Origin of the sequence: Pseudomonas sp. PSPC3-2 (assembly GCF_049897085.1) — a bacterium.
GTDB classification, from domain to species: domain Bacteria; phylum Pseudomonadota; class Gammaproteobacteria; order Pseudomonadales; family Pseudomonadaceae; genus Aquipseudomonas; species Aquipseudomonas paraveronii.
In genome coordinates this window covers 114042-126442 of record NZ_JAFCVO010000016.1, presented here as the reverse complement: position 1 = coordinate 126442, position 12401 = coordinate 114042, and the positions used below count along the sequence as shown (strand labels likewise).

Annotated in this window: 12 protein-coding genes; 1 reads left to right on the top strand and 11 read right to left on the bottom strand. The window is 63.7% G+C overall.

The features are described 5' to 3' along the window. Positions 1–309: 309 nt before the first annotated feature. The 11 genes from ACP7CJ_RS23210 to ACP7CJ_RS23160 form a co-directional block, all read right to left on the bottom strand. Positions 310–1704 (bottom strand): FAD/NAD(P)-binding protein, encoded by a 1395-nt coding sequence (locus tag ACP7CJ_RS23210; protein WP_426102170.1) that lies wholly within the window; start codon positions 1702–1704, stop codon positions 310–312. Positions 1705–1716: 12 nt separating this feature from the next. Continuing rightward, positions 1717–2484: an ABC transporter ATP-binding protein gene (locus ACP7CJ_RS23205; RefSeq protein ID WP_426102168.1), complete on the bottom strand. Its 768-nt coding sequence runs from the start codon at positions 2482–2484 to the stop codon at positions 1717–1719. Positions 2485–2487: 3 nt separating this feature from the next. Then, on the bottom strand, positions 2488–3828 hold the full coding sequence (locus ACP7CJ_RS23200) for an ABC transporter substrate-binding protein (protein ID WP_426102166.1): 1341 nt from the start codon (positions 3826–3828) through the stop codon (positions 2488–2490). 17 nt (positions 3829–3845) lie between these two features. Continuing rightward, on the bottom strand, positions 3846–4895 hold the full coding sequence (locus ACP7CJ_RS23195) for a branched-chain amino acid ABC transporter permease (RefSeq protein ID WP_426102164.1): 1050 nt from the start codon (positions 4893–4895) through the stop codon (positions 3846–3848). A 4-nt stretch (positions 4896–4899) separates the two neighbouring features. After that, positions 4900–5781 carry a branched-chain amino acid ABC transporter permease gene (locus ACP7CJ_RS23190; protein ID WP_426102162.1) on the bottom strand — a complete coding sequence of 294 codons (882 nt, stop codon included), beginning with the start codon at positions 5779–5781 and terminating at the stop codon, positions 4900–4902. Further along, entirely contained in the window at positions 5781–6551 is a 771-nt protein-coding gene (locus tag ACP7CJ_RS23185) for an ABC transporter ATP-binding protein (protein ID WP_426102160.1), read from the bottom strand. The genes ACP7CJ_RS23190 and ACP7CJ_RS23185 overlap by 1 nt, the downstream gene beginning before the upstream one ends. Then, the gene (locus tag ACP7CJ_RS23180) at positions 6548–7456 is read right to left on the bottom strand and encodes an AMP-binding protein (protein ID WP_276193559.1); all 909 of its coding nucleotides are present in this window, start codon (positions 7454–7456) and stop codon (positions 6548–6550) included. Before ACP7CJ_RS23180 ends, ACP7CJ_RS23185 begins: the two co-directional genes overlap by 4 nt. Before the next feature lie 113 nt (positions 7457–7569). Then, positions 7570–9003: an LLM class flavin-dependent oxidoreductase gene (locus tag ACP7CJ_RS23175; RefSeq protein ID WP_426102158.1), complete on the bottom strand. Its 1434-nt coding sequence runs from the start codon at positions 9001–9003 to the stop codon at positions 7570–7572. After that, positions 9003–9362 (bottom strand): acyl-CoA dehydrogenase, encoded by a 360-nt coding sequence (locus tag ACP7CJ_RS23170; RefSeq protein ID WP_276193561.1) that lies wholly within the window; start codon positions 9360–9362, stop codon positions 9003–9005. Before ACP7CJ_RS23170 ends, ACP7CJ_RS23175 begins: the two co-directional genes overlap by 1 nt. A 12-nt stretch (positions 9363–9374) precedes the next feature. Beyond that, complete coding sequence (locus ACP7CJ_RS23165) at positions 9375–10571, bottom strand: SfnB family sulfur acquisition oxidoreductase (protein WP_276193562.1); 1197 nt, start codon at positions 10569–10571, stop codon at positions 9375–9377. A 155-nt stretch (positions 10572–10726) separates the two neighbouring features. Continuing rightward, positions 10727–11290 (bottom strand): helix-turn-helix domain-containing protein, encoded by a 564-nt coding sequence (locus ACP7CJ_RS23160; protein ID WP_276193563.1) that lies wholly within the window; start codon positions 11288–11290, stop codon positions 10727–10729. Between the two features lie 92 nt (positions 11291–11382). Between ACP7CJ_RS23160 and ACP7CJ_RS23155 the strand changes: the two genes are divergently transcribed. After that, the gene (locus tag ACP7CJ_RS23155; RefSeq protein ID WP_276193564.1) at positions 11383–12312 is read left to right on the top strand and encodes a DMT family transporter; all 930 of its coding nucleotides are present in this window, start codon (positions 11383–11385) and stop codon (positions 12310–12312) included. Positions 12313–12401 lie beyond the last annotated feature (89 nt).

The following is a 12401-nucleotide window of genomic DNA, read 5'->3' as shown; positions in this document are numbered from 1 at the left end:
CAACAACGTCAGGCTCCACAGCTACAACGGCTACCGGTCGCCGGTAGCTATGGAGAAACTGGCGGCGTGAAACCTTAACTGGTGTCCAAAATTAGTTGACCAGTTCAAGCCCCCTCCCACATTTGGATCTCCATGGATCAGATAGATCTCATTTGGCTTTTGATATTGGCGAGGCGGCCCTATAGCTGACCTGGTACTGGAAGCCGAGCGCGGTCAAAAAGGTGGGAGGGGGCTTGCTCCCGATAGCGGTGTATCAGACACAGGTTTTTAACTGAACCACCGCCATCAGGAGCAAGCCCCCTCCCACCTTTAGATTGTTGTCAGTTTCAACGCCAGCGCCTTGGCCTGAAGCGCCACATCCGTCACCGCCGTGCTCTCCCACCACATCCCGCGCAACGGCGGGCCCATGGCGAACAGTCGCGGGCTGGCCTGGCCCTGGGCATCCAGCACCGCACCCGACGCATCCGCCGCAATCCCCAGCGCCAACGGCCCCGGCTGGATCAACCCGCGCTTGAGCAACTGCTGGGGCAACGGCCGGGCCACGCGGCGCCAGTCGTATTCGATGCCGCTGGAATTGATCAGCGCCGCGCCCGCGACCTGGGTGATCGTTTGCTCGCCACGCTGACGCAAGCGGATGCTGACCCCGTTGACCGCAGGCGCCAAGCCCTTGAACGACGCCACGCGAATGCGCAGGCGCCCCTCTTCATGCAGGCGCGCCACCAACTGCGCGCTCAGCGGCGGCGAACGGTGGTGATGACTTTCCCACCACGGCCGCACATGCCGCACGAACTGGCGCTTCTCGCGTTCGCTGGCCTGGCTCCACAACCGGCCGATATGCGCGCGCACGGTGTCCAGCGGCGCCTGCCAATCGATGCCCCGCGCCGTCGCGATGCGGCATTGCCGACGCACCTCGCGCAGCAACTGCCGAGGGCTGCGCAGGCAGTGGTCGGCGGCGAGAAAATCGTCCCAGACCGGTGGCTGTCGACGCACATGGGGCAGCAGACCGTGGCGCGAGAACACCTCGATCGGCCCCCGGTGCCCGGCCTGTTCCAGGAACACCACGGCATCGACCATGGTCAGCCCGGAACCGATGATCAGCACCGTCGACCGGGGGTCGAGTTGGGTCATGGCCTGCACGTCCCACGGGTCTAGCGCGGCGGCGTTCAAGCCGCTGGATTCGGTCTGTGGCGTGCGCGCCGCCGGGAACATCCCGGTGGCCAATACCGCCTGGGCGCCACGCAGTTGCTGGCCGTTATCCAGGGTCAGCAGCGTCGCGGCGGGCTCCACTTGCAGGTCGACCACTTCGGCGCGGATATGCTCGACGGTGGACGTCGACAGCGCCTTGGCCTCGGCCAAGCGCTGCTGCGCGTACAACCCGAAAATCCCGCGCGGCGGGAACAGTTCGCTGATCGGCACGTGCTGCTGGTCCGACTCCGGCCAGCCACCAGCGCCGATGTAATCGGTAAGCCATTGAGTCAAGTCGTCGGCGTTATCCGGGTCGACACTCATGCGCGCCGCATTGCCGTTCAAGGTATGGCCCAGCTCGACCGCGCTGTAGGCCTCGCCACGGCCGAGTTCGGCGCGCGGTTCGATCACTAAAATCTGCCGTTGCCCGGGCAGGCGCAGCAGTTGCACGGCCAGCATCGTGCCGCTCAGGCCGCCACCGATGATCAGGACATCAGCGTTGCGGATGGATTCAGTCATGCCTGTTCGCCTTTACTGTTTACCCAGATAAATGTCATGCAAATCGCCCCGCGCCAACAGTTCAGCGGCATTGCCACTCAAGACCACGCGCCCAGTGTCCAGCACGTAGCCGTGGGACGCATAGTTGAGTGCGACGTTGATGTTCTGCTCGGCAATCAGGAAGCTCACCTGCTGCTCACGGTTGAGCTGCGCGATGATCTCGAATATCTCCTGCACGATCATAGGCGCCAAACCCATGGACGGCTCGTCGAGCAGTACCAAAGTAGGACGGGTCATCAACGCCCGGCCGATGGCGACCATCTGCTGCTCGCCGCCGGAGGTGAGACCGGCGCGGGTGTGGCGCTTGGTCTTGAGCCTGGGGAACCAGGCGTAGATGCGCTCCAGATCGGCGTCCATGGCCTTGCGGCTCAGGCGGCGTACAAAGCCGCCGCTGCGCAGGTTGTCCTCTACCGTCAGTTGACCGAACACATGGCGCCCCTCCAGCACATGCACCATACCCTGGCGCACCCGTTGGCTGGGGTCGACACCGGCCAGGTCATGGCCGGCGTATTCGATCACGCCACGGCTGACTTCGGCACGCTCGGCGCGCACCAGCCCGGAGATCGCCTTGAGCGTGGTGCTCTTGCCCGCGCCATTGGCGCCGAGCAAGGCGACGATCGCGCCCTTGGGTACGCTCAGCGACACCCCGGCCACGGCGAGAATCGCGCCGTCGTAGATCACCTCGATGTCGTTGACCGTCAGCAGCGCGGCGTGTGCAGATTCAGCGGCGGGTAGGTTCATGATTTATTCATCCCCGGCGCAAGTGCGTGGCGTCAGGCCTTTTTCTTTGGCGAACGCGGCGGACTTTTCATCGATCAGCGGGCGCAGCAGCGCACGGTCGGCGGCGATCCAGTCGCTGACCAGCGTCCAGTTGGCGCCATCCCACTGCTGCACCCGCGCCGAACCGCCGCCTTCGTGGTCACGGCAGGACAGCTTGAGGTTCTGCATCAGGCCCAGGTAGCCCATGGCCTTGAGTCGCGCGTCGTCGATATTCAGGTGTTCCAGACCCCAGCGGCCTTCTTCGCCATTGAGCGGGCGCTTGCCGAACTTGGCCTGGGCGGTGCGGATCGCTTCCACCGCCACGGCGGCGTTCACCAGGCCGGAGTTGTAGTAAACGCTGCCGAAGTTTTTCAGGTCCTTGAGGTCGCTATGGCCTTTGTCGAGGACGTATTGCTTGAGGCGCTTGTGGATCTCGAAGTCGGCGCCGGCCGGGTATGGCGTGAGCGCCAGGTAGCCTTTGGCAGCGCTGCCGGCGGGCAATACGTCTTCACTGGAGCTGGCCCAGATATCGCCGATGATATGGTCGACCGGGAAGCCAAAGCGTGCGGCGGTTTTCACCGCGACCGGGGTGGACACGCCCCACGTGCGCAGGAACACCCAGTCCGGATTGGCCTGGCGCACCTGGCGCCATTGCGCGGACTGCTCGTTGCCGGGGTCGGCGACCGGAATCTGGATATTCTCAAAGCCGTACTTCTCGGCGAGCAGCTTCAGCGGGCCGAGGGTTTCGCGACCGTAGGCCGAGTCGTGGTAGACCGTGGCGATCTTCTTGCCCTTGAGTTTGTCGAAACCGCCTTCGCGCTGGGCGATGTAGTTCACCAGGCTCGACGCCTCGCTGTAGAAGGTCAGCATCACCGGGAAGTTGTACGGGAACACGGTGCCGTCGGTGGCTTCGGTGCGGCCGTAGCCGAGGGTGATCAACGGGATCTTGTCCACCTCGGCACGCTCACTCAAGGCATAGGCCGCGGGTGCGCCGTTAGGCTGGTACACCGCGACGGGCGCGCCGTCCAGGCCGTTCTTGAAGCGCTCGTAGCACTCGATGCCCTTCTCCGCCGTCCATTCGGTCTCGCATTCCTGCCACACCAGTTTTACGCCATTGATACCGCCTTCGACCTCGTTGATGTAGCGCAGGTAGTCAATCATCCCGGCCCACACCTGCACGCCGCTGGAGGCATAGGCGCCGACGCGGTAGGTGGCCAGGGGAAAGAACTGCTGGTCGGGCGACGCCACGGCCTGGGGCACTGCACCGGCCAGGGCGGCCAGCGCGAAGGCGGCGCCGGCCAGGGAACGTTTCAAGGATGCACGCATGGGGGTTCTCATAGAGGTCAGAAACGTAGGGGCCACTGACGCAGCCGATCGCGAAGGTTATGCAACAGGCGAATCAAGCCTTCGGGTTCCTTGATCAGGAACACGATGATCAGCACGCCAAAGATGATTTTCTGCAGGTTCTGCAACTGCCCCGCATCCAACGAGCCGCCGAACAGCGCCTGCCCGGCGTGGCTGAGGAAGATCGGCAGCAAACTGATAAATGCCGCGCCGACGAAGTTGCCGGCGATGCTGCCCATGCCGCCGATAATGATGATGAACAGGATCTGGAACGAACGATTGATATCGAAGCTGCTGGCGCTGGCTGTGCCCAGATAGGCGAAGGCCCATAGCGCACCGGCGATGCCGAGGTAGAACGAGCTGACCGCAAACGCCAGGCGCTTGTAACGCACCACCGGGATGCCAACCACGGCGGCGGCGGTGTCCATGTCGCGGATCGCCATCCAGTTACGCCCCACCTGGCTGCGCACCAGGTTGACGGCGCTCCAGGTCAGCAGCAGCACGGTCAGCAACGTCAGCCAGTAGCGCCCCAGCGGCGTGTTGAGGTCATACCCGAACAACGCCAGCTTCGGCGCGGAGAGGGTGCCGGACGAACCGTAGTTGTAGAACCAGGGGAATTTGACGAACAGCCACTCGAGAAAAAACTGCGCGGCCAGGGTGGTGACCATCAGGTAGAAGCCCTTGATCCGCGAACTGGGCAGGCCAAACAGCAAGCCGACCAGCGCACTGATAAGGCCGCCACCGAGCAACGCCACCGGCAAGCCCAGCTCCGGCAGGCGCAGCAGAAAGCCGTAGGTGGCAAACGCACCGACCGCCATGAATCCGGCGGCGCCCACCGAAGTCTGCCCCGTGTAGCCGGTCAGCAGGTTCAGGCCCAGCCCGGCCAGGGACAGCACCAGGAACGGGATCAGGATCGCACTGAGCCAATAATCATTGCCCCACAGCGGCACCACGATAAACGCCAGCACCAACAGGCCGAGCAGGCCCCAGGGCACTCGGCGCTGAATCAGCAGTAACGGTGCGGTTTCTTGAGCAACAGGGATCGACATGGTTTCAGACTCGCTCGATGGCGCGCTCGCCGAACAGGCCGGCGGGACGGATATACAGGAAGGCCAGGGCCAGGACGTAGGCAAACCACGGCGTGATGCCGCCGCCGAGCAGCGGGCCGATATACACCTCGGCGAGGTTCTCCGCCGCGCCGACAATCAGCCCGCCGACAATCGCCCCGCCAATCGAGGTAAAGCCGCCGATGATCAACACCGGCAAGGCCTTGAGCACCACCAGTGACAGCGAGAACTGCACACCCTGGCGCGCGCCCCACAACAGCCCGGCCACCAGCCCGACGATCCCGGCCACCGCCCAGACGATCTGCCAGATCCGGTTGAGGTTGATGCCGATGGACAGCGCCGCAGTGGTGTCATCGGCCACGGCGCGCAACGACACGCCGATGCGGGTCTTGTTGAAGAGCAACGCCAGGACCGTCACCAGCACCACGGCGGCCGCGGCCGCGATCAGGTCGAACTGGCTGAGCATCAGCGGCCCGACGAACAGCGGCACATCGTCGATGCCCAAGTCCAGCGCACGCACCTGCGAGCCCATCAAGCCCTGGGCCAGGCCCTCGATAATGAACGACAGGCCCAGGGTGGCCATGAACAGGGTGATCTGCGAACGGTTCACCAGTGGGCGCAGCACCAGGCGCTCGATGAGCAAGGCGCCGACGATCATCACCACCACCGTCAGCAATAGCGCCAGGGCAAACGGCACGCCCTGGTCATGCAGGCTGACGAAGGTCAGCGCAGCAAACAGCAGCATCGAGCCCTGGGCGAAATTGAACACGCCGCTGGCCTTGTAGATCAGCACAAAACCGATGGCGACCAGCGAGTACATGGTGCCGGCGAGCAGGCCGCCGAGCAGGGTTTCGAAAAAGAACGTCATCAGTGGACCACTCCCAGGTACGCCGCGATCACGTCGGGGTTGGCCTGCACTTGGGCGGGGGTGCCGTCACCGACCTTACGCCCGTAGTCGAGCACCACCACATGGTCGGACAGGCCCATGACCACGCCCATATCGTGCTCGATCAACACCACGGTGGTGCCAAGGTCGCGGTTCACATCGGCGACAAAGCGCGCCATCTCCTGTTTTTCCTCGGCATTCATCCCGGCCATGGGCTCGTCCAGCAACAACAGGCTGGGCCCGGCGATCAACGCCCGGCCGAGCTCCACGCGCTTTTGCAGGCCGTAGGACAAGTTGCCCACCAGCACATCGCGGTGGGCCTGCAGCTCAAGAAACTCGAGGATGCCCTGGGCACGTCGGCGGAACGCTGCGGCCTCGCGCCGCGCACGGGGTAAGCCGAGGGCCTGTTCGATAAAGCTCGTGCGCATATGCCGCGACAGGCCGGTGAGAATGTTGTCGAGCACGCTCATCTTTTTGAACAGCGCGTTGTTCTGGAAGGTCCGCCCAATGCCTCGGCGCGCAGCGCCCAAGGGGTCGATTCGGTGGAAATGCTGCTGCTCGAACACGATCTCGCCGGCATCGAAGCGATACACGCCGTTGAGCACATTGAGCAGCGAACTCTTGCCGGCGCCGTTGGGGCCGATCAGCGCGCAGATCTCGCCGCGCTGTACGTCGAAGGACAAGGCATTGATCGCCTTGACCCCCTTGAATGACAGCGAGATATCCCGCACTTGGAGAATGGCTTGGCTCATGCGATGTCCCGTTTGAATTCAGCCAGCCACACCGGGTCGCTCACGGACGTGCCCGTGCTGGGTGGTTGCCAGATAGAGGCCAGGCGTTGGAAGCCCAGCAGTTTGCGCACGCGGTTTTTCAGCAGACGGCGCAGGCCGCTGTGCGGCTGGGCAATGGCCCAGTCACACAGGCGTCGGCGCCAGGTGCCGTAGGGCGCGAGGCGGCTTTCGATGTCGTCAGCCAGGTGCTGCAGGCGCGCGGGTGACAACAGCAAGCCGGTGGGCGCGACTTCGCTGCGATCACGCCGGGCCGAAGCCGGGCTTTCCGGGAAGGCCAGGCCGCGACCGCTGCTCAGCCATTGCTCCAGCAGCACCGCCAGGCCGCCTTGCCAATGGGTGCCCTCCTCGCTCCACAGCACGGCCTCACCGGCAGGGTGCCACCAGCGGCTGAGGGGGCGGGCCGGATCGACGGGGCCAAGCAACTGGCCGAAGTCCAACACATTGATCGATGCCCCAGGCTGCTGCCGGCGATCGTGCACATGGGCATGGCTCGGACGAATGCGCCAGAGTTGTTGACGCAGGGCCTCGGGTTCCAAGTCATCGGCCAGGGTCAGCACCTGGCCACCGACGGATTGGGCGGCCAGCGCCAGCAGCAACAGATTGGGCTCGAAAGCACCGCAGAGCGCCAGCCGCGATTGTTCATTGAAGCCCTGCTGGCGCAAGCCATCGGCCAGACGCTCGACATCGCGCAAGGCGTCGATCCAGCGCCACGCGTACCACTGGCCCTGGCGCTTGTGGCGCAGGGCGGTGTGCAGCGGCGTGATTTGCGCCCAGTGGCGCAGTTGCTCCAGGGCCTTGGGCCGGTGACCGAGCAGCTCGGCCGGCCATTCCAACGCCAGCGGGCGTTTGAGGTCATGCACGCTCATAGGGGTAATGCTCCTATTGGGTGGGTAAGCGTGCGGTGGTCCGCTGGCTGATGTTGATCAGGCAATGAAGATCGAAACGTGGGATGGGCTTGCTCCCGATAGCAACGGATCAATCAAATATGTTCTAACTGACCCTCGGCTATCGGGAGCAAGCCCCCTCCCACATTGGATTTTTTTTGGCGGGACAGATCGCGGTAGCCGGCGCCAGGGTGGTTCGATGGCAACCGCGGGCCTTCACCAAACAACTTCTCGCGCAAGGTGCCCTGGGCGTATTCAGTCTTGTACACGCCGCGCTTTTGTAACTCCGGCACCAGCAGCTCCACCGCGTCGATAAAGGTTTCGTGGGTCAGCGCATAGGCCAGGTTGAAGCCGTCGACGTCGGTCTCTTCCACCCACTCCTGCAGCAAGTCCGCCACCGTTTCCGGACCGCCGACAAACAGCGGGCCAACCCCCCCGATGCCGACCCAGTCGGCCAGCTCTTTGGGGGTCCAGACCTTGTTCGGATCGGCCGTGGAAAACGCTTCCACCGCTGACTGAATGGCGTTGGTATGCACATGCTTGAGCGGCTCGTCGGGCTTGAACTGGCTGAAATCGATGCCGGTCCAGCCGGAGATCAGCGCCATCGCCCCTTCGTAGCTGACGTAGGATGTGTATTCGTCGAACTTGGCCTTGGCCTTCGCGTCGGTCTCGCCGACGATCACCGTCTGCAGGTTGAAGATCAGGATCTTGCGCGGATCACGCCCGGCCTCGGCCGCACGGCGACGAATGTCGGCGACGGTCTTTTTCAGCAGCACCTTGGACGGCGCGGCGACAAACACACACTCGGCCTGTTCGGCGGCGAACTGCTTGCCACGACTGGACGCGCCCGCCTGGTACAGCAACGGCGTGCGTTGCGGCGACGGCTCGCACAGGTGAATGCCGGGCACCTGGAAGTGTTTGCCGACGTGGCGAATCTCGTGGATCTTGCTCGGGTCACTGAAAATCCGCCGCTCGCGGTCACGCAGCACCGCGCCGTCTTCCCAACTGCCTTCCCAGAGTTTGTAGCAAACCTCCAGGTACTCTTCGGCGTAGTCGTAGCGTGCATCGTGTTCGGCCTGGGTGTTCTGGCCGAGGTTCTTGGCGCCGCTTTCCAGGTAGGAGGTGACAATGTTCCAGCCGATCCGGCCCTTGGTCAGGTGGTCGAGGGTAGAAAGGCGCCGGGCGAACGGATACGGGTGTTCGAAGGACAACGACGCGGTCAGGCCAAAACCCAGGTGTTCGGTGACCAGCGCCATCGGTGCGATCAGCGACAGCGGATCGTTGACCGGCACTTGGGTCGCCTGGCGAATCGCTGCGTCGCCATTGCCGTTGTACACGTCGTAGATACCCAGCACGTCGGCGATAAACAGGCCGTCGAACTTGCCGCGCTCAAGGATTTTCGCCAGGTCGGTCCAGTATTCCAGGTCCTTGTACTGCCACGAGCGATCACGCGGGTGCGCCCACAGGCCGGGAGATTGGTGGCCGACGCAGTTCATGTCGAAGGCATTCAAGCGAATTTCACGGGCCATCAAACAGCACTCCCGGGGGCGACACCGTTGAGGTGGTAGTTGCCGACAATCTGGTACTTCCAGCGCAGCGGGTCTTCGAGGGTTGGCGCCAGCGCGGTGCGTTGGCCAGTCAGTTCGAATTCGGCGGCGCTGGCGAACAGCAACGCTTCGGCGGCGGCGATCTGCGCTTCGGTGAAGGCGACAGGCGTTGCGTGGGTTTGGGCGTACTCGAGCAACGCGGCGGCCACCTCCACGCGGATCTGCCAATCGCCGAAGCGGCTGATCACGTAGGGGTCATCACTTGTTTGCACACTACGGCGGGTGCTCTCCAGCAATTGGCGAGCCTGGTCCAGTGCGGTGGGTTGGGTCAGTGCATTCATAGGGCAGACTCCTCAGTTCCAGGCATGGCGTGCGGGTTTGACGCCGTTGAGCACGAAGTTACCGATCAGGTGGTATTTCCAGCGGGCCGGGTCGTGCAGGGTGTGGGTGCGCGCGTTGCGCCAGAAGCGGTCGAGGTTGTGCTTGCCGGTCACCGAGCGGGTACCGCCCAGTTCGAAGAGCTTGCTGCTGGCGAGCAAGGCGGTTTCGGCCGACAGGACTTTGGCCTGGGCGACGATCAGCGAGGCGTTGGCGACGGTGTCTTCGTTCGGTTCGGCGAGGGCCTGGTCGACCGCTTTACCGGCCTTGGCGAGAATCGCTTCGGTGCCGTGTACGCGCCATTCCAAATCACCGATCGCGGCGAGGGTGAATGGGTCCTGCCAGCCGTGATCCTGTTGGCTGTCGATCCATGGACGGGCCTGGCGTGCGTAGATTTTTGCTTGTTCGAGCGCGCCCACGGCAATGCCGGTGTCGATCGCCGCCTGGATGATTTGCGAAATCGGGCCGTCGGCGGTCGGTTGATCGAACGCCAGATGCGCGGGAATCACCGCGCTCAGGGGCACTGTCACGCCGTCGAGGGTCACGCCGCCGCTGGCAGTGGTGCGCTGGCCGAAGCCGTCCCAACTGTCGATGACCGTGAGGCCCGGCGCATCGCGCTCGACGAAGGCAATAAAGGCATTGCCCTGTTCGTTGGTGCCGACGGCGGGCACGATATGGGCGAACAGCGCGCCGGTGCAGTAGAACTTCTCGCCATTGATCTGGGCGTGATCAGCGTGTACGCGAATCTGGGTGTCGAAGGTGCCGGCGTTTTTGCTCTTGGCTTCGGAGAACGCATTACCGAAACGGTAGCCGGCCAGGACCTTGCCGAAGTAGTGGCGCTTTTGCTCCTCGCTGCCGGTTTGCAGCAGGATATCCACCACACCCAGGTGGTTCTGCGGGATCTGCCCCAGGGACGGATCGGCGGCGGCGATCAACTTGATCACCTCGGCCACCGTCACATAGGACACCTCGGCACCGCCGTAAGCCTTGGGGATGGTGATACCCCACAGGCCACTGGCGGAAAATTCGTCGAGTTCGGCCACCGGCAGGCGGCGCTCGCGGTCCCGCACGCTGGCATCGACGGCGAAGCGCGCGGCCAGGCGCGTGGCGACCTCGATGGCTTCAGCGTCTGAACGGATGATATGAGCAGGGTGTTGAGGGTGGGCTGACATGGGCCGACTCCAGAGTCCAAGGGGATACTGGAGTGATTGCAGGAGTCGTGCCTGAAACCAATCGTCAATAAAATCAGTGGGTTGCTAACATTTTAAGGCATGAGCACTCGCTTGCGATCGCGCAAAGTGCCCATCCACTGTTGCCCGGTAAACAGTTAGATCACCACATTGCGCACAAAGCACACCGCAACGTCGCCGTCATTGCGATAGGCGTGGGCCTGGCGGCTGGCAAACATGAAGAACTCACCGGCGGCGAGCGGTTTTTCCTGGTCATCCAGAATCAACGTCAGGCTGCCCTCGAATACGAACAACTGCACGCTCCAGCCATCCGGGTCCGGCTCGGGGCTGTAGCGATCGCCCGGTTCCAGGCGCATTTCCCACAGCTCGACTTCACGCCGCGCCGTGGCTTTGGCGAGCAGCACGGCTTTGCTGCCGGGGATGTCCCCGGCCCAGGCCAGTTCGTTGATGCGGCTATGGTCAGGCGCGTCCGGTGCCTGGATCAGGTCGCTGAAGGCTACGTCCAGCGCTTCGGCGACACGGTCGAGGGTGGACAGGCTGACGTTTTTCTCGCCGGCCTCAATGGCCACCAGCATGCGCCGGCTGACCCCGGACTTTTCCGAGAGCGCTGTCTGGCTCAAGTCGGCGGCATGCCGCAGGCGACGAACATTCTGGCTGACGTGCTGCAGGACCGAGGCCCGTTGCGGATTTTCTTTGTGCACTATATTGCTCAATGGGTGGGTGTGCGCAGTATACTGCCCAGCGTGCGGCGCATTGTGCGTTCCGCGCCCTTCCCTTGCAAGACTGAGCCGCCATGACCACCCCGAATGCTCCCTCGCGTTTCAACCGCTTCAGCAAAGCCGAATGCATCCTGGTGTTCATCACCATGATCTGGGGCGGCACCTTTTTGCTGGTGCAGCACGCCATGACCGTCAGCGGGCCGATGTTTTTCGTGGGCCTGCGTTTTGCCGCGGCGGCGATCGTGGTCGGCTGCTTTTCCGTGCGCACCCTGCGCGACCTGACCCTGTTTGAGTTGAAAGCCGGGGTATTTATCGGCGTGGCGATCATGTTCGGCTACGGGTTGCAGACCATCGGCCTGCAGACGATTCTGAGCAGCCAGTCGGCATTTATTACCGCGCTCTATGTACCGTTCGTGCCGTTGTTGCAATGGCTGGTGCTGGGCCGTCGTCCGGGGTTGATGCCGAGCATTGGCATCATGCTGGCGTTCGCGGGGTTGATGCTGTTGACCGGCCCAGCCGGCGCCTCGCTGAATTTCAGCCCCGGCGAAATCGCCACGCTGATCGGCGCGGTGGCGATTGCCGCCGAGATCATCCTGATCAGCGCGTTTGCCGGGCAAGTGGACGTGCGTCGAGTGACCGTGGTGCAACTGGCCACGGCGTCGTTGTTGTCGTTCCTGATGGTGGTGCCGATGGGCGAGGCGCTGCCGGGGTTCTCCTGGTTGCTGTTGTTCAGCGCGGTGGGCCTGGGCTTGACCAGCGCAGTGATCCAAGTGGCGATGAACTGGGCGCAACAGAGCGTTTCGCCGACGCGGGCCACGTTGATTTATGCCGGGGAACCGGTGTGGGCCGGCGTGGTTGGGCGGATTGCCGGGGAGCGGTTCCCGCCGATTGCCATGGTCGGGGCGGCGTTGATCGTGGCGGCGGTGGTGGTGAGTGAGCTGAAGACGCGCGGGCAGAAAGCCATCGAATTGCAAAATGCCAAGGAACAGGAGCAGCAGGGCTAAGGCCCGAGCTGTAGCGCTGGCAGTAAAATCGCCATTGTGGGCAAGCCCGGCGTCCACCTGGGGCGGTGGCGTTTGTGGGAAAGGGCGTT

Excerpts from the sequence above, each read along its gene's own strand:
- ACP7CJ_RS23190 (WP_426102162.1), bottom strand. The coding sequence starts at position 5,781 with ATGACGTTCTTTTTCGAAACCCTGCTCGGCGGCCTGCTCGCCGGCACC.
- ACP7CJ_RS23205 (WP_426102168.1), bottom strand. The coding sequence starts at position 2,484 with ATGAACCTACCCGCCGCTGAATCTGCACACGCCGCGCTGCTGACGGTC.
- ACP7CJ_RS23180 (WP_276193559.1), bottom strand. The coding sequence starts at position 7,456 with ATGAGCGTGCATGACCTCAAACGCCCGCTGGCGTTGGAATGGCCGGCC.
- ACP7CJ_RS23195 (WP_426102164.1), bottom strand. The coding sequence starts at position 4,895 with ATGTCGATCCCTGTTGCTCAAGAAACCGCACCGTTACTGCTGATTCAG.
- ACP7CJ_RS23155 (WP_276193564.1), top strand. The coding sequence starts at position 11,383 with ATGACCACCCCGAATGCTCCCTCGCGTTTCAACCGCTTCAGCAAAGCC.
- ACP7CJ_RS23170 (WP_276193561.1), bottom strand. The coding sequence starts at position 9,362 with ATGAATGCACTGACCCAACCCACCGCACTGGACCAGGCTCGCCAATTG.
- ACP7CJ_RS23185 (WP_426102160.1), bottom strand. The coding sequence starts at position 6,551 with ATGAGCCAAGCCATTCTCCAAGTGCGGGATATCTCGCTGTCATTCAAG.
- ACP7CJ_RS23210 (WP_426102170.1), bottom strand. The coding sequence starts at position 1,704 with ATGACTGAATCCATCCGCAACGCTGATGTCCTGATCATCGGTGGCGGC.
- ACP7CJ_RS23175 (WP_426102158.1), bottom strand. The coding sequence starts at position 9,003 with ATGGCCCGTGAAATTCGCTTGAATGCCTTCGACATGAACTGCGTCGGC.
- ACP7CJ_RS23200 (WP_426102166.1), bottom strand. The coding sequence starts at position 3,828 with ATGCGTGCATCCTTGAAACGTTCCCTGGCCGGCGCCGCCTTCGCGCTG.
- ACP7CJ_RS23165 (WP_276193562.1), bottom strand. The coding sequence starts at position 10,571 with ATGTCAGCCCACCCTCAACACCCTGCTCATATCATCCGTTCAGACGCT.